Source organism: Pseudoalteromonas sp. US3C1013, from assembly GCF_048401115.1.
GTDB lineage: Bacteria > Pseudomonadota > Gammaproteobacteria > Enterobacterales > Alteromonadaceae > Pseudoalteromonas > Pseudoalteromonas undina.
Genome location: NZ_CP183075.1, coordinates 1,503,635 through 1,520,234 on the forward strand (window position 1 = coordinate 1,503,635; position 16,600 = coordinate 1,520,234).

A 16,600-nucleotide genomic window follows, 5' to 3' on the forward strand; every position below is an offset into this window, starting at 1 on the left:
AAACTTGGTAACGATGCAACCACTCCCCTTACCCAAACGGCCTAAGATTTCTAACTTTACGTTAGTGCCCAATAGCCAAACTCATTTAAACAAAGCCAATAACGCCACTGAGGTTTATGACCTTGAAGGTGCTTACTGGGAATTTGAAATTGAACTTGCCAATGTGCCAGAGCGCGATGCCCTCGCCCTTGATGGCTTTATTGCCAGCCTACGCGGGCAAGTGGGCACGTTTACGTTAATCGATTACCGCCGTGAGCAGCTAGATAAAGACTTTACGGGCTATGTGCGTGGTGCAAACCAAGACGGTAATATTTTAAATTTATATGCGCTACCCGCTAACCAAACCTTACTGGTTGCCGGCGAACGTATGCAAGTTGGCGTTGGCCAAAACACTGAACTTAAAATATTAACGGCTGACCTGGTAAGTGACTCAGTTGGCCAAGCGACGGCTATTTTTGAGTCTCCTGTACGAAAAATACCTGCAGAAAATACCCTTATTACATTTAAGCAACCAGCTGGGTTGTTTCGACTTGCTGATAATAAGCAAGGGCTTGCTAGTGCGCAGTATAAAAACGGCATAGTTACCAGCTGGAAAATTAAAGGGCGTGAGGCGTTTTAATGGAGAGCTTAAACTCAGGGTTACTTGCGGATTTGGCGACCAGTGGCCGTGCTCGTTTTTTTGTGCGACTCGCGCTTAAAAGTGGCGATGTATTGCTGCACACAGGTGTAGGCGAGCGACGCTTTGCTAACTTAACTTGGCACGGCGTGGGTATGCTTGGCACTGTGAGTGAAATACCCGCTAATGATAACAACGACAGCGCCCGCATACGTTTAACCCTACACACTCAAGACCAAGCAATTTTAGCCGAAGTGGCCGAGAACGACCCGATAAGCCAGGGCTGCGAGATTTACCTTGTTACTGTTGATGAACATTACCGTGTTAGCCAAAGCCAGTTACTTGAAAGCGGCTACATTGTGGCATGTGATGTAGAGCGCGGCGATGTATCGCAAGTGCAGCTTAGTGTTGCAGGTGAAAGTGAGCGCTGGAAAGACGCACGGCTACACCAGCGTTGGAATGATGCGACCCAAAAAGCCCTTTACCCGGGCGATGTGTTTTTTAGTGAGCAAGCCACGACCAACAAACAAAACCTTCCTGATACACAACCTGGTAAATACATAGGAGGCAACCGCTATGAACGCCAGCGCTAAACTTGCTGCTTTTATAAACCGCCGCAACTGTGAACCCTTTAAATGGGGTAAAAACGATTGCTGCTTATTGGTAGCCGATTGGGTGCTATTTGCAACCGGTAACGATGTGGCTGATGATTTTAGGGGTAAATACCGCACTAAAAGTGGTGCATTTAAACAACTGTTTAAACGTGGTTTAAACGATGTTGAAAGCGTGTTTAAAGACCGTTTAAACCCCGCTATACCTATTAACTATGCTCGACGTGGTGACTTGGCTTTAGTTGAGTTTAAAGACGAATATGTAGGCGGGATTGTAACCGTTAATGCGGTGGTATGTGTTGGCGAAAATGGCTTAGTGACGTTACCAATGGACACAGTAAAAGCGGTTTACCCATTGGAGCCGCGAAATGTCTAAGGTAGTTGATACGGTTGTAAATGTTGTAGACAGCATATTTGAAGTAACAGGGCTGGGTGCGCTTTGGGACTCACTATCGCCTGATGTGCCTGAAAAAGATTTAGCCACGCTTGGCCAAGGCTTACAAAAAGGCATAGACCAACCCCGCCGTATTACATTTGGTCGTGACCGCGTTGGCGGTGTTATTGCCCACCAAGCGGAAGTTGAAAAAGGCGGTAAAAAATGGATGCAGTTAATTGTATTGATTAATGGCGCCCCTATTGATGCCCTTGAAGAAATTTACATTGCTGATAAAAAGCTCACTGATTACCCACGAGAAAGTTGGGATTACTCTTTAAGCGATGGCCGCCAAACCACAGCTAACGCAAAAGCGGTGGCTAAAATGGCGGGATGGACGAGTAAACATGTTGGCTTTGGCCAAAGCTATGTTTTTATTGAAATGGAAAATAATCGTGAAGTGTTTGAAGATGGCATAAACGATATGGGCTTTTTAATACGGGGTACCCGTGTATGGGACCCACGAGATACAGCCCAAAACCCTGACGATGAAGGTACCTGGCTTTGGAGCCAAAACGCCGTACTGTGCGCCCTGCACTATGTGCGTTTTTATGGAGCCCATGAGGTTCCTTTTGAACGTTTACCGTTACAGTGGTGGATTGCTGCCATTAACGTGTGTGATGAAGATGCCGAATTTACCGACGTTGAGGGCGTTGTTACCACCGAGCCGCGCTACACAACCAATGGTAGCTTTACATTTAGCTCAAAGCCACTTGAAGTGTTAGGTCAGCTAGAAGCGTGTTTTGCGGGTAAAATATTTAGGCAAATGGGCCAGTGGTATGTACGTGTTGGCGCCTGGTATGGCGAACCGACCTACACCATAAATGCTGATGATGTTCACGGTAATATTAAAATTAAATGGCATGCTGATTTACGAGAGCGCGCTAATGTTGTGCGTGCTACGTTTACAGACCCCGAACAAAACTACGACCGTACTGACGCGCCGCCTGTTGTGTCTGCGGGGTATCAGGCTATTGATAATCAAATATTAGAAAAGTCTATATCACTCCCCTTTGTGCGCAGTAGTACTACAGCACAACGCCTGGCGACAATACATTTAGAACAAACACGTTTAGGCGAAATAGAGTTACCCCTCAAACACAAAGGCTTGGCTGCAGCTGTTGGCCGTACTGTGTACTTAAACTTACCTGGCGAATCGATTAATAATAAGGTTTACCGTGTAACAGAGCGCCGCTTTAGATTAGATGGTGGCGTGACCTTAATGTGTGTTGAAGACGGCCCCGATTTATGGGCTGATAACATAATACCTGGTGCGCAGGATTTAACACCAAACAGTGACTATTTAGTGGGCAAACCACAGCCTGTTTTTGATGTACGGGTAACAGTGGATGGTGATGCTAACGGTATTATAAAGTGGAATCACCCTACTCCGCTTGCAGTGAATGAATACGATGTTGAGTTTATTAATACTGCTGCTAACGAGTCGGTATTTAAAACATCGGTAACATACACCCAAGTAACAATCCCTAATTTGCAGCTGGGAGAATACACCGCGCGCATTAGCGCTAAAAACATATTTGGCCAGCGCTCACAGCTTGTTGCTGTGCAATTTAGTGTGCTGACCCCTACCTTGCCGACTGTGTATGTAACAGTTGATTATAACCAAATTACATTAACCGCTAATATTGCCGCAGCAGGCATTGGCACCGCGTTTGAATGGGAGTTTTTGGGGACAGCTGAACAACCGCAAAGCGGCGAACGTGTGTTGGCACAGATTTATAACCGTATTGGTTTAAAAAGTGAAACTGAATATAAATTTAGAGTACGCAGTGTTAATCACCTGGGCGCAAGTGACTGGGTTAATGTAACAGCCACTACGACCACCGTTGATTTAACCAAGTACATTAATAATGTTGAATTAACCCAGCTAAGCCCCGATGCACAAACTTTAATTGAGGATATGAATCAGCAAGTTGATCGCTTGCGGCCTGGCACTGAAAACAATCTGCCCGATGTACTTGAACAAACCGTTAGTGATTTAAACCTTGAAAAGCGCCATCGACAAGACATTGAAAAAGGCGTACTCGATTTATCAGCAAATTACACCAACTGGCGCCAAGAATATGAACGCCGCCAGTTAGGCAGCGAGCGCTTAATTGATGCCGTGGCATACTTTGACCCTGAAAACGGTTTAATCGTTAACCGTGCGTTTTCATACACCGATGAAGCATTTAACGAAGCTAACTTATTAATTGACGGCGTAAACACCAGTATAGCCCTGCAAGCTAACCGCATAACACAAAGCGATACCCGTTTAGCACAAGCCGAGGGGGAGCTTGAAGTACAAGCAGGAAAAATAAACCAGCGCGCCACATTTACAGAAATGCGCACCGAAATAGCCGGTGCCATTGAAGCATTAACCCCCGCGTATAGCTGGCACTTCAACACCTCAACTGAGGGCTTTGCTGGCGATGTAACCTACAGCGCACTTGGCTATGTAACACTTAATACCACGGCTTACACGCCTGCCATCAGCTTTATTGCTGATGAAAACCCCATGCTACGCATTCGCTTTAGAAAGCACGCTAATACACCGTGGTTAGGTAATATTTACCTAGGCGAATCACAGCTATTAGTAAACGTGCTAGAGCCAGAAACAGAAAACTGGGAAACACGAAACATCGACCTAAGCACCGAAGATGCGTACACCGGTGAAGTTGCGGGCTTAAAATTTGACTTAGGCCATGTTGATGTTGATTTTATTGAAATAGGCAAACGTGGTGTAAACGATTTAGCGCTCAATGATATAACTGCCCGCGCCACCATGCTAGAAAACGACATAGACGCCGCCACGGGGGTAATGGCGCAGTATGCAACAACTAAATGGGTTGATGAATTTGGTTATCAAACAGAGTCAAATGTAAACCAAATACTCGACACATTTAACAGTACGTATCAAGTAAGCGCGACACTTCAACAGCTAACCGATAATGACACCCTTGAAAAAGCAAACGCAGCGCAGCAGTTTATAAATGGGGCTGAGGCATATATTAAAACGCAAATTACCGCGTTTAATGCCGCCGAGGGCAGCGTAGATGCTAAGTTTTCAAACGTTGAGCAAAACTTAGACGCCATTAGCGGTACTATCAGCGATAACATAGTGCAAGTGCGTGGGCTTGAGCTAGAGCTTAAAAACGCAAACTTAAATGATGTGATTGCCGCCGCTAACCAGCTCATTCAAGGTAATGAACTTGCACAGCAAGGCGTAAAGTTAGCCGTTGCACAACGTAACTTAAAAGCCAATGCCACCGACATTGAAGCCGTTGCCCAAGAGTCACTAGAGCTAAGTGCCCTGCTAGGCCAAAACCAATCACAAATACAGGCATTAAACACAGCTTTTGTAAACGAACAGCAAGCAACTGTAGCGCGCGACGAACGCTACCAAGCAACGTTTGACAATGTAACCGCCCGCTTTAGCGATGTAACTACGGCCATTGCCACTATTGACCAAGCAAACACTATTCGCGATCAAGAGTTTGAATCCTTTGTTGCCGATACGGTATCAAGCTTTGACGAAGTGGCCGAAACCTTTGCAAGCCAAAACCAAGCTTACGCAACGTTACAGCAAAACCTAACCTCTAAAATTAACACTGATACCGCTAACGCAAAAGAACAAGCCATTGCCACAGCGAAAGAGTACACCCGTACTGCAGTAGGTTACTGTTTAGATGCCCAAGGTAACATCACTAGCAGTAACGATGCCGTGCAGTGTGTGGCTGATGGTGGGTCGTGGGTTAATGGGCCATTGGCTGAATTTATTGCCAACATGCAAATAAGTGACGGCGCCAATAGCGCCAGCATTAAGCAGCTACGCCAAGTATTTAAAACGGTAGATGGCCAGTTAGTTGCCCGTGGCGGCTGGCAGTTAGACAGCAATGGTCGCGCCGTCGGCGTGGTGGGTTATAACGATGGCCAAGTGGGTAACTTAGACTTGGTGGGCGATGTAATTCGCCAAGGCGTGATGGTGGGCAATACCTTTGTACCCACGTCATACATTGATAATACCGACCCTGCTAACCCTGTTCAGGTATTTAAAGGCCGAATGGAGCTAGGTGATGGTTATACCGTTAATAGCGTAGAGGACATTAAAGCACAGGATGGCTCTGGCGCTTTTACTTTAAAACCCACAGCCAATGTGGCTGTAACTCCTACTGAGATAGTTTGCACCGGCGGGCTTGGGTGGGATTCCGGTGGTTATGGTTTAGAGTTGTATTCAGGAGATTGTTTTGTCTCTTGCAACATGATAAACACGGCAAACCGCCTCATGATGGGGTTATCTAAGGATTCTGGAGCAAGCCCTACATTTACGTCAATAGATTTTGCAATATACCGAAACGAAACTAACGATGTACTCGTTTATGAAAGCGGTGTAAGTAGAGGTATGAAAACCACTATGAGCGACGCAGACGTTATGTCGGTTGTTCGTGTGGGTAACAAAGTGGAGTACCGTAAAAACGGTTTAACTTTTTATGTCTCAACCGTCACACCATCGGGGTCTTACCGCTTTGATTGCTCCTTTGTTGCCAAGGGAGATAAATGTACCAACATCACTATGGGTGAAATGCTAAAAGGTGATGATGGTCAAGATGGTCAAGACTCCGGCAGCATCAACCTTGCTAACCATTCTGACTACTGGGTAATTGGTCGCCGTGGCTCACAAGGGCCGTTTATTCAAAATGGGTCGAATGATGAAAATACCATTATTGCTGATACAGGCCCATTAGGTACCGTCGAATCAATATGGTATGCACAAGCGGGCGATAATAGCGGTGATGGTGGTTGGAATATGAATAATATTCCAATTAACCATGAAAAAACCTATCGCTTTTCAGTATGGATGAAACAAGAAATTGGCATTGCTAATAGCTTGTATTTAGGTTGTGACGATTGCTTAACTTTAGCCGGTGCTACGAGTACCAACCCTTATTTTTGGTCGGGTGATTTACCACAATTAAATAAGTGGTATTTAGTTGTTGGCGTATTGCATTCCTCTAAAAAAACCAGTGGCACTATCTCGGGTTTGTCAGGGGTATATGACCCAGCAACGGGTAAACGGGTATTGGTCGGTACGGATTTTAAAAGTATTGCTAATCGTAATGTGCAAACTCACCGTGCTTATCGTTATTACGTAACGAACCAAAGCCACACGGCTAAATTTGCGCGCCCACGTTTAGAAGTAATGGACGGCGGCGAGCCCTCAGTATTTAGCTTACTGGGCACCCTTACAACCACAGACCCTGGCACCCGAGGCGCAGGGCGTTATGATATTGGTACCGCAACGGGTGGTTGGTCTAACACCACCGCCAATAATGTTGTACCTAATGGTGTGCCGGTAACGGGTGATGTTGTAACAATATTTAAGGCAAGCGATCCTAAAGTACAAACTACTAAACGCTATACGGGTTCAACGTGGCAATCCTATGCGCTACACATCCATGGCAGCGCCTTAATTGAGGATACCTTGGACGGTAACGTATTACGTGCGGGTACCCGTATCGAATCGCCGCGCATTGACATGATAGGCACCAACTTTTTAAAAGTGGAGTTTGTGAACGGGTTTGGCCCCGATAATTTATGGTATTGGTATGGGCCTAAAATTTTAGTAAATGGCCTACCCAACCTGAATGCATTAACAAAAGAAAACGCGAAAGAATGGAAAGACGTACAAGGTAATTCATTTACTCGCGGTACCTTTATAGCCGGTTCACTAGAAACCAGCGCCTCTACTTCACAACTCATTAGTACACCGTCACAAGAGATTGAATTCACCAGTAATGGTGGGTTAATTCATTTTGCTGTTAGTTATTCGCATAGGCGTTCGGTGTATGGCCCCCGTGACGGAGCCCCTGCCTCCGTTTATTGTCCTAGTAGTCCTGTTATGTCACCCGTTAGTGGCACAGTGTACTTAGAGAGATGGACGGGTTCTTCATGGGTTGTTATTCAGCAGAAAAGCATTACGGGTAACTATGGGTGTAGTAACGGATTTTTTGAGGGGGAACCAGGTGCATCTAACAGCCCATATATAGCAACAACCAGTTCAAGTACCACATTCACAACTACAGAAACCCGCAGTGCTGGATATGTTAAATACCGCGTTCGTGGGGCTGTTAGCGGTTTTGTATCAACTACTAGAGTTGGCCAATATTTATCAATTGCGGCTAGTGAATAGCCGCAAATACTAAAGAGGATTAACCATGGCAACCTATACAGCCAATCAAGTAAGCATAAATAACGGCTCAAAGCTCGTTACTGTTAATAGCAATGAAAGCCCTGAAAGCGTAAGCCAAGGTGATTTTATTCAAATAGCTAACTACCCGCTGGCCGAAATAAACCGTACTTTTTTAGACGTAAGCGGCAACCATGTTATTGAGCTGGTAAAAGTTTGGAAACACAGCGACCAAATAAGCCAGCCAGCCATTGTGGTGCCCACCACCGTAGATTTTAAAGCCACGGTTGATGCACTAAAAAAAGCAAATATTTTAGTCAACGACAACACCCAAGCTATGCAAGATTGGCAAACAAAGCTAGGCGAGGTCACGTTTAGAAATATTGATGAAACGCAAACAACCATAAAAACATTAAAGCAAATGGAAAGCGATTTTAATGAACTAATGGCGCGCCTTGAGGCACAGCCAGAGCCCCAACCCAACAATAACGCTGCTTGGTTTGATGCAGATAGCACCTGGAGATAAATAATGACTAATAAAGTAAAAATTACAATGAAAAACGTACCTGAAGGGCTTGACTCAATGTACCTAAAGATTGAAGAAACCGCAATATCTCAGGGTGTGCGTAATGTTTTATTCTCAGGTGTTAAACCTGTAAATGGCAATGTTGTAGAAATAGATATAGGCAATGCGGGCACTGTCGGCGCGGGTGTAATTTTTTCAGCAGATAACTTCACCACTAGTGGGCAGCCATTTAAAGCGATGAGGGGGTATGGTGTTATTGAGGCTGGGGCTGATTCAACATTATCATTTGATAACATTGTTTTTCTAGGTTCATCTACATCAGATAGAGCTTTCAATTCAGTCGAAGCGCTTACGGATATGCAGAATATTCTTCAAGAGCATGGATTGCCATATATTAATCTAATAGCAGAAACTAGAAGCGGTTCTAGCGCCCCCTACCAAGCAGCCACGTTAATGCCTCAAGCAGTAAATAACAACTCATCCCTAGAGAATGTTTTGTTTTTTGGGCAATCCCCAACAAACAGTCTGACGCAAGCGTTCTCTACAGAAACCCAAGAGGTTAAAAATTCTTTAAAAGCAGATGTAGAGTCTATTCTAAATCAAGCTAATAGTGCCGGTTGGACTCCTTTATATTCTAACTTTAATAAAACACCTGAAGCGGAGCTTTATGAAATATCTCAATGGAATGACAGCTTTTTAACGCCCATAGTTACTGAGTTTGCCCCACAATCAATAAGCGATGGAGTTTACGTTCAGGATTATGAAAAGCTCGGTGGATTGTCTAATTATTTATTTAGTTCGCGTGATGGAGTTCATCTTGCAGAAATAAGTGGTGATAGGCTTTATAGACAGTACAGTGCAGCCAATATCGCACGCTTTATGGGTTATGATACTAGAAAAAGCTTATCAGGCCGCAGGGTTGTTGTTCAGCCATCATCATCCACAAGCGAAAGCTGGCCAAGAATACAAAACATTACACCTTTGCCTCTTGGTTTAAATAGCGCTCCTTACAGGCATATTGGGGCTAACTTAGTTGACGCTGATACTGGAGAACTTCTAACCGATCTATATGTTGTTGTTCATGGCTCTAGGGGTATAAATTCAGGCACCGGTAACGCTGGAGATTCTTCATCTAGTTATTTAAATGACGAGGTTCTGAAAAAGTGCGCATGGATTGGTGTAGATGAAGTTGATGGTTTTTATCTTGAGATTGGCAGCTTTAGCCAGCAGCTGCCAGATTTAGCCAGCTTGATACTAGCTGGAAATAGATCCTCAACGGGCAGTGATAGAGTTGGGGAATGGGTTTGTAATGGTGAGACTAAGTTTTTAGATGGGGTTCTAAGGCCTTGTGGTGTCGCTGAGTTTTTAAATGTACCTGCTGTAGATAATAAAATAACAGCAACCGGTTTTTTGGCAAATGGATCTTTATATAGCTATTTATCAGTAATAGAAATGAAATTCGCTTAATGCAATTTAAAAAAGGCAACTGCATATTTATTGAAAGTAGGTGAAGTCTAGTAAAGATTGTTACGAGTAATTACGCCTTAACTAAAACCAACTTTTATATTTTAAAAGGGGTTTAAACATCATTTAAATCCTTTTTATTTTATAATCCATTTAAATATCCCCTTAAACATCATTCAACTCTCAACTATCATCTTAAACAGAGCAAAATACCCCCTATTTAACATAATTTACTTATTCTAAAGTCTAGCGTTTTTTTTTCTAAATTCCTGCGGCGGCTTACACTATCGGCAATTACGTCACTTATAAACACGTATTTTAGCCCTTTTATCGCATAATATTTATATTCAATAAAATGCTCTACTTTATAAAATATAAAAACTCTGTAACGACATTTTAATCAACCAAACTATTTAGCTCATCAATTAATTGCTTAAGCTGTTTAGTTTCGTCGTTTAGCTTTTGCTGATACTTTTCAACTTTGTCATGCTTACCTTGGCGCTTAGCTTTTTTAAGATCGATTTTATATTCTTCAATTTCTGAATTTGTATCATCTATTTTTTGTTGTAACTCTGCTTTTAATCCATCATTGGTACAATATGCGTTTATGTTATTAAGTGCTTTACTAAGACCTGCAACTTTGTGTGAATTACCTTGGCGTTTTGAAGCTAATAACTCGAGGTTAACTTCACAGGCTTTTTTCGCACATCCCGTTAAATCTGCACAATCATCTTTGGCTAGTACGACTGTTGAACCGGCTAATAAAAAACTTATTGTAATACCTTTAATAATTATCATTTTATAATTTTTATTATCTCGCATTGTTCATTATTCCTATTTAATTAGTCGTTAGCGGCAAAATACAGATAACAGCCCTTGCAGCTCTTCATTTATAACATGTTGTTTTACAACATCTTGCATAGGAGTATTTGAAACTGTGTTATTTAAAATACCCACCATTTTAGCGCTTTCTCCAGCACATAAAGCCTTAACACATTGTACACCCAGTCTAATGGCCAACATACGATCCGCAGCCGATGGGTTTCCGCCGCGCTGTAAGTGCCCTAGCTTAGTTACACGTAAATCAATGCTTGGATTTACGGCAGTTATTTTTTCACATACGTATTCAACACCATTTTCATCGCCCTCAGACACCACAACGATAAATGCGTGTTCGCTATGATAATCGCTAATCTTTAGCAATAAATCATCGATATCTTTGTCATTTTCAGGGATCAATACTGAATCGGCACCAGAGGTTAAACCGGCATAAGTGCCAATATATCCGGAATCACGCCCCATAACTTCAATAACAAACACCCTATTATGAGATTCTGCTGTATCTCTAATATTATCAATACATTGCATTGATGTGTTTACTGCCGTATCAAATCCTAAGGTGTAGTCTGTGCCTGCAATATCGTTATCTATGGTGCCGGGAATGCCAATATAAGGGATATTGGTTATGTGTGATAACCATAAACAGCCTCTAAAAGAGCCATCGCCACCTATGACAATTAATGCATCAATATTATTATGTTCAATTGTAGCTAAAGCTTGCTGTCTGCCTGTCTTAGTTCTAAACCTTTCACTACGTGCGGTTTTTAAAACGGTACCGCCCAAGTGCATACTTTGTTGCAGGTTTTTGCAATCAAGTGTCACTAAATCATTATCAATTAAACCCTCATATCCTTTTCGAACTCCTGACACTTTTATGCCTTGTTGTTGAGCGGTTTTTACGATGGCAAATAAAGCGGTGTTCATCCCTGGAGCATCACCTCCAGAGGTAAGCACGGCAATATGATTAATTGGTTGCATCGGTTCACGTCCTTAAAGCAAGCTATACATTAAAATGATAATAGCTGTTTATTGTTAGGCAGTGTTAACTAAGTGCAGTTAAGTTGATCTAGTTATGCGTTATTAAACAATATTTTTCATAACAATAGAGGGAAGTACTTATATTGGCATGCTAACTTGATGTCAACATGCCGTGGTTAGGTATTAATGTAGAGCAGCAGTAAATGGTATATTTTTACAAATTTCTGCTTCTATTATTAATAACTCTTCTAAACGATCATCAACTTCTTGTTTATCAAAGTATTCGTAAGCAAGTTCAACAAATAGGTTTTTATGTTTTTCTTCAGACTTGGCTATCGCAACATAAAAATCTTTTTCTTTTCCTTCTGGTAAGGCTTCGGCAACTAAAGAAAAACGTTCGTGTCCCCTCGCCTCAATTACACCGCCAACGAGGAGCCTATCCATTAAAAATCCATCGCGTCCATGCCTAAAGTGTGCGCGAATTTGTTTAATGTAAGGGTCTTTTTTATCATCACCTAAATTAGTATCACGCTCAATGAGTAATTTCAGCACTTGCTTGAAATGAATTAACTCTTCTAAGGCTAAGTCAGTCATTGCTTTAACTAATTTACGCTTATCAGGGTAATGTGAAAGCATAGACATAGCCATGCCCGATGCTTTTTTTTCAGCAGCAGCGTGGTCTTGTAAAAAAGTTTCAAAGTCGGCTAAAACAACTTCGGTCCATTCAAATGGCGTGTGGTATTTTAATTCAAACATATGGATACAACTTATAAAATAATGCGTGGATTTTAGCGTATTTAAAAATAAAAATCTTTGCTCGCGGTTTAAATTTGTCTCTCATAAGGTAAAAATTTATCTATCCGCCCTTTCGCTGTCGATTCAATTTTTAATGGATGTTTTATATCATTCCACGCGGTGACCTTACCCCCCATATTCATTTTTTCAAAGCCATTTAACTCAGAGGTAATACTTAAAAAATCACAAAGCTGACTAAAACTGTTAGGTTTAGCTATATCTATCGCTAAAAAATCTTGTTCTCGATTACTAAAATAAGCCTTAGCATTATTAATGTGTACGTTATAACAATCAGTTAAATACTGGTCGTTATTTATATTCTCTAGTGAAAAGTCTTTAAATGTATTTAAATAACAGCGCTTTAAATGAATGTTAAAGCCACCATCTGCACGGGTTAAATTAGTGTGCATTCGCTGTAAAAGCTGTCTTATTGATGGTATCCATGCAGTAAGCTCTCGCTCTAAATATATAAATTTTGCGCCAGGATAGTATTTATCTAATACTTTAAAATCGTTAAATATGGGGGTGTCTGCAATTGCGACCGCATTATCAAAACAGGCGGTAGTGTATGCAGTATGAGCAGTTGGTATACCAAAATGTAAAAATGCATTACATACACTGGTGGTACCGGTTCGCGGTAAGCCAATAATAAATATTTTTTGTTCCATGGGGTTTTACATGTCTTTTTCTGAAAACCAAAGTGAAGTATTATCAAGTGGTGTTAATAAGGGTAAGTTTTTGTTTTCTAATCTAATAATAATCTTGTTTTTAATATCTGCGTGCTCAATGGCACTGCGATGATACGCATTAAATAAGCGGTCAAACTCGCCATTTTTACGCATGACCGCTAAGCCATTTTCAACTGCATAGGCCAACTCGGGCGTATCTTTACTAAAAAAGAAGTAAATTGCACTTGGGTATTGCAGTATTAACTGAGGAAGAGTTGTAAGTTTTGCATCACCTTTAAAGGTATTTAGCTCCGTTTCAACCTCAAGCAACGATCGAGGAAATACATCTCCTCTGCCTTTTATTAACATATTAAATAATGAGCTGTATTCAATTGATGTTGATACCGTTAATCCACTATCTAATAAAACTTGAGTATCTGGCCAGTCGTGACCTTGAATAAAGTGGATACCTTTAAAGTCATCAATTTTTTTTAAGCTTGATAATTGTTTTTGTTTATTCTGTGTCGTGACAAGTAAACGCCACCCGTATAAACCTTTAAAAATAGGCACTCTTACGGGCAATAGCTCTTTTTCTCGCTGCTGTGAAGTCATGGTCCATGCAACGTTGACTTCATCATTATGTATAATTTGTTTTAATGAGCGGCTTTGAGGCATAGAAATACTCGATGCTTTTAATGTATATTTTGCGCCGCTGTATTGTAAGGCCGTTCTCAATAAAACCAACGGATAAAGAATTTCATCTTCACCAACCCGCATCGTTTTAGGATAAACATAATTTAAACCATCAATACTTTGATTGCTATTGTCATTTTCTATTGCCCTTACAAATGACACCAACGAAGTGGCAAAACATAAGCTTATAAAAACAATAGCGAATCGCATCTTTATTTATCGACTTAACAATAAAATTAAGGAACTTACAAAAAGAATAGCAAATGTCATCATCATACTTAATACACGTGCTTTCAAATTGTTAGTTCTAATAGCTGAGCCATGAAGTGCACGGCTTATAAATAGCAAACCGCCAAGTGCATGCATATAATGACTTGCTAAGCCTTGATACTCTAATAAGAACAGTAAAATTAGGCTAATTGGTACATACTCAATAAAATTCCCATGAGCTCGAGTTGCACGTTCAAGCTCAGGATGACTCCCATTACCAAGTGAAATGCCTTCAGCCTTGCGTATTTTTACAACATTAATACTCAGGTAAATATAATATAGTGCCAGTAAAGCCGCATAACTCGATATAATCACAGTATTTTTCCATTAAATTTTTAAGCAATAATAACACATAACTTAAGCTGTAAAATCACTTACTTTAGTATCAAATATGCTAGAGTGATTTATAGATTGGTATCGTAATAAGTAAGGATAATATGTATTTAAGAACAAAAATAACCAATAGCTACCGCGAAATAATTAACAGTATTGGGTTTTATCCCTCTTTATTATCTGTTGCTTTTTTATTTTTTGCTGTGCTGACGATGTCAGTCGAGTACTTAGCCCCTATTGAGAAACTTAAATCACTAATTTCATTTATATTAGTTGATAGCGCAGAAAACGCACGTACCATTTTAAGCACCCTCGCTGGCAGCATTATTTCGTTAACCGTATTTAGCTTTTCTATGGTGATGGTGGTATTAAATTCAGCCAGTGCTAGCTTATCACCTCGAGTTGTTCCTGGGCTCATTACCCGTAAATCACACCAAATGGTTTTAGGTTTTTATTTGGGTAGTATTATTTATTCAATAATAATGCTGATAAATATCAACAAACTCGATAATGGTAATACCGCTATTCCTGCTCTTGGCGTGTTGTTTGCGCTTGTTTTTGGGTTAATATCTTTAGGGTTATTTGTATTTTTTATTCATTCTATTTCAAAAGCAATACAAGTAGATAACGTATTAAATGGCTTGTTTAGGCAAACAAAAAAAGAAATTCAAGACATTATCAACATGCAAGACGAAAACCCCGTTGATAACTTTCCCGAGTTTTCAAGCTGGCATTCAATAAACAGTACAACCGAGGGTTACTACAAAGGGGTTCATTCTAATAAATTATGTGCCCTACTAGCAGATGAAAATATTGAGCTGTTTATTACGGTTAAGCAAGGTTATTTTACAGTTAAAGGTTACCCGTTTTTAAAGTGTAATAAGGACATATCTGAGAACGAAGAGTTGATTGAGAAAATTTTAGATTGCTTTATTTTTTATATAGAAGAATACATTAGCGACCATTACCGCTATGGGTTAACACAAATATCAGAAATTGCCGTAAAAGCTATGAGCCCAGGAATAAACGATCCGGGTACTGCCGTTAAATCTATTGATATGTTGAGTATATTATTAATAGAACGACTAAAGATTAATGCAATAAATTATTCATGCTATGAAAAAGATGAGCAACCATTGTTGTACTTTCATGAAACCAGTTTTGATGAACTACTTCATGATAACTTCACCCCTTTACGCAATTATGCAAAAGCCGATGCCTATGTAATGACTAACGTTATTGAAGCATTTAAAAATATTTTATTTATTGCTAATAAGAATGTGGATGCACGAAACAGTGTGTTTAATTATTTAAATGCCATTGTTGATGATATTAATCAGCACATAGTTAACGAATACGATCGTCAAGAGATTAGTAATATGCTGTATGCCATTGTGCGTATTAGTGAGTCACAAGGAAAGCAGTTGGTGGCACGATTTGAGCGCCACCCACCTATAAGCGCTTAATCAATATAATAAATTGCGTAACTTGATGCGCTTATTGTAATTTCACCAGCATGATATGCATCGGGTACATAGTTACTCGGTGCACCATCAGCCATCATTACTTTTTCACTGCGCATGTAAGGTACTGATGGCATATCAAGCGGACTTAAAGACGCACTATATAAGCCTTTCAATTCAACATCAAAATCATCAGTTAACTCTTTTGCCGCTGCTTTAGCTTGTTTAATAGCTAATTTTTGTGCTTTTTTGTGCAGCTCATCATAGTTGCTCGCTAAAAACTGCGTCTGTCTAATTTCATTAATACCGTTATTAACTAAACTTTGTAAAAGCTCAGGGTATTTATTAATCGCAGAGAGTTTAATTGTAAGCGTTCTGGATACTTTAAACCCGGTAAACTCTTGCTTACCTGTTTCGCGATTATATTGATTATCACGATAGATTGAGATTTGACCAGCATTAATATCTGCATCAGCTACGCCTAGTTTTTTTACTAAACTAATTGCACTGGCCATCGTAGTATCAGTTTGTTTTTTTGCGGCAATTAAGTTTTTATCTATTTCCGTAATACCCACTGTTAATAAAACATGATCTGGCATAGTCGTTACCGATGCTTCACCTTTTACATAGATATGAGGCTCTTCAGGGGCATTAGTTGCATAGGCTGACGTGCTTAGCAAAGCAGCCGTTAAAATCGAAAGTGTTTTCATAGGTCTATCCTTT

14 protein-coding genes are annotated in these 16,600 nt (G+C 40.7%); 7 read left to right on the forward strand and 7 right to left on the reverse strand.

The window, feature by feature from the left end:
* The first annotated feature begins 13 nt into the window (after positions 1–13).
* From ACNSN2_RS06995 to ACNSN2_RS07020, 6 genes are read left to right on the forward strand one after another with little or no spacing between them, the layout of a single operon-like run.
* A complete protein-coding gene (locus ACNSN2_RS06995; RefSeq protein ID WP_368484782.1) occupies positions 14–619 on the forward strand; it encodes a hypothetical protein in 606 nt (201 codons plus the stop codon).
* On the forward strand, positions 619–1,209 hold the full coding sequence (locus ACNSN2_RS07000; RefSeq protein ID WP_418608888.1) for a hypothetical protein: 591 nt from the start codon (positions 619–621) through the stop codon (positions 1,207–1,209). The genes ACNSN2_RS06995 and ACNSN2_RS07000 overlap by 1 nt, the downstream gene beginning before the upstream one ends.
* Positions 1,193–1,603: a DUF6950 family protein gene (locus tag ACNSN2_RS07005; protein ID WP_368484783.1), complete on the forward strand. Its 411-nt coding sequence runs from the start codon at positions 1,193–1,195 to the stop codon at positions 1,601–1,603. The genes ACNSN2_RS07000 and ACNSN2_RS07005 overlap by 17 nt, the downstream gene beginning before the upstream one ends.
* Complete coding sequence (locus tag ACNSN2_RS07010; RefSeq protein WP_418608890.1) at positions 1,596–7,850, forward strand: phage tail protein; 6,255 nt, start codon at positions 1,596–1,598, stop codon at positions 7,848–7,850. Before ACNSN2_RS07005 ends, ACNSN2_RS07010 begins: the two co-directional genes overlap by 8 nt.
* A gap of 25 nt (positions 7,851–7,875) precedes the next feature.
* A complete protein-coding gene (locus ACNSN2_RS07015; protein WP_418608892.1) occupies positions 7,876–8,373 on the forward strand; it encodes a hypothetical protein in 498 nt (165 codons plus the stop codon).
* Between the two features lie 3 nt (positions 8,374–8,376).
* Positions 8,377–9,840 (forward strand): hypothetical protein, encoded by a 1,464-nt coding sequence (locus ACNSN2_RS07020; RefSeq protein ID WP_418608894.1) that lies wholly within the window; start codon positions 8,377–8,379, stop codon positions 9,838–9,840.
* 393 nt (positions 9,841–10,233) lie between these two features.
* On the opposite strand, the gene ACNSN2_RS07025 is transcribed toward ACNSN2_RS07020, so the two are convergent.
* From ACNSN2_RS07025 to ACNSN2_RS07050, 6 genes are all read right to left on the reverse strand, one after another.
* On the reverse strand, positions 10,234–10,659 hold the full coding sequence (locus ACNSN2_RS07025; RefSeq protein ID WP_418608895.1) for a DUF1090 domain-containing protein: 426 nt from the start codon (positions 10,657–10,659) through the stop codon (positions 10,234–10,236).
* A gap of 27 nt (positions 10,660–10,686) precedes the next feature.
* On the reverse strand, positions 10,687–11,655 hold the full coding sequence (locus ACNSN2_RS07030; protein ID WP_138569646.1) for an ATP-dependent 6-phosphofructokinase: 969 nt from the start codon (positions 11,653–11,655) through the stop codon (positions 10,687–10,689).
* A 183-nt stretch (positions 11,656–11,838) separates the two neighbouring features.
* Positions 11,839–12,411, reverse strand: a complete 573-nt coding sequence (locus ACNSN2_RS07035) for a tRNA-(ms[2]io[6]A)-hydroxylase (protein WP_008114635.1) — start codon at positions 12,409–12,411, stop codon at positions 11,839–11,841.
* Positions 12,412–12,479: 68 nt separating this feature from the next.
* A complete protein-coding gene (locus ACNSN2_RS07040) occupies positions 12,480–13,118 on the reverse strand; it encodes a sulfotransferase (protein ID WP_138569647.1) in 639 nt (212 codons plus the stop codon).
* A gap of 6 nt (positions 13,119–13,124) precedes the next feature.
* Positions 13,125–14,021, reverse strand: a complete 897-nt coding sequence (locus ACNSN2_RS07045; protein WP_418608898.1) for a hypothetical protein — start codon at positions 14,019–14,021, stop codon at positions 13,125–13,127.
* 6 nt (positions 14,022–14,027) lie between these two features.
* Positions 14,028–14,396 (reverse strand): MAPEG family protein, encoded by a 369-nt coding sequence (locus tag ACNSN2_RS07050; protein ID WP_054200934.1) that lies wholly within the window; start codon positions 14,394–14,396, stop codon positions 14,028–14,030.
* 122 nt (positions 14,397–14,518) lie between these two features.
* Between ACNSN2_RS07050 and ACNSN2_RS07055 the strand changes: the two genes are divergently transcribed.
* Positions 14,519–15,880 carry a DUF2254 domain-containing protein gene (locus tag ACNSN2_RS07055; RefSeq protein ID WP_418608901.1) on the forward strand — a complete coding sequence of 454 codons (1,362 nt, stop codon included), beginning with the start codon at positions 14,519–14,521 and terminating at the stop codon, positions 15,878–15,880.
* Here ACNSN2_RS07055 and ACNSN2_RS07060 read toward each other — a convergent pair.
* A complete protein-coding gene (locus tag ACNSN2_RS07060) occupies positions 15,877–16,587 on the reverse strand; it encodes an SIMPL domain-containing protein (protein ID WP_010389996.1) in 711 nt (236 codons plus the stop codon). The genes ACNSN2_RS07055 and ACNSN2_RS07060 overlap by 4 nt on opposite strands.
* Positions 16,588–16,600 lie beyond the last annotated feature (13 nt).

Coding starts and splice junctions, on each gene's coding strand:
- ACNSN2_RS07035 (WP_008114635.1), bottom strand. CDS start 12,411: ATGTTTGAATTAAAATACCACACGCCATTTGAATGGACCGAAGTTGTT.
- ACNSN2_RS07045 (WP_418608898.1), bottom strand. CDS start 14,021: ATGCGATTCGCTATTGTTTTTATAAGCTTATGTTTTGCCACTTCGTTG.
- ACNSN2_RS07025 (WP_418608895.1), bottom strand. CDS start 10,659: ATGCGAGATAATAAAAATTATAAAATGATAATTATTAAAGGTATTACA.
- ACNSN2_RS07015 (WP_418608892.1), top strand. CDS start 7,876: ATGGCAACCTATACAGCCAATCAAGTAAGCATAAATAACGGCTCAAAG.
- ACNSN2_RS07020 (WP_418608894.1), top strand. CDS start 8,377: ATGACTAATAAAGTAAAAATTACAATGAAAAACGTACCTGAAGGGCTT.
- ACNSN2_RS07005 (WP_368484783.1), top strand. CDS start 1,193: ATGAACGCCAGCGCTAAACTTGCTGCTTTTATAAACCGCCGCAACTGT.
- ACNSN2_RS07000 (WP_418608888.1), top strand. CDS start 619: ATGGAGAGCTTAAACTCAGGGTTACTTGCGGATTTGGCGACCAGTGGC.
- ACNSN2_RS07010 (WP_418608890.1), top strand. CDS start 1,596: ATGTCTAAGGTAGTTGATACGGTTGTAAATGTTGTAGACAGCATATTT.
- ACNSN2_RS07055 (WP_418608901.1), top strand. CDS start 14,519: ATGTATTTAAGAACAAAAATAACCAATAGCTACCGCGAAATAATTAAC.
- ACNSN2_RS06995 (WP_368484782.1), top strand. CDS start 14: ATGCAACCACTCCCCTTACCCAAACGGCCTAAGATTTCTAACTTTACG.
- ACNSN2_RS07060 (WP_010389996.1), bottom strand. CDS start 16,587: ATGAAAACACTTTCGATTTTAACGGCTGCTTTGCTAAGCACGTCAGCC.
- ACNSN2_RS07030 (WP_138569646.1), bottom strand. CDS start 11,655: ATGCAACCAATTAATCATATTGCCGTGCTTACCTCTGGAGGTGATGCT.
- ACNSN2_RS07040 (WP_138569647.1), bottom strand. CDS start 13,118: ATGGAACAAAAAATATTTATTATTGGCTTACCGCGAACCGGTACCACC.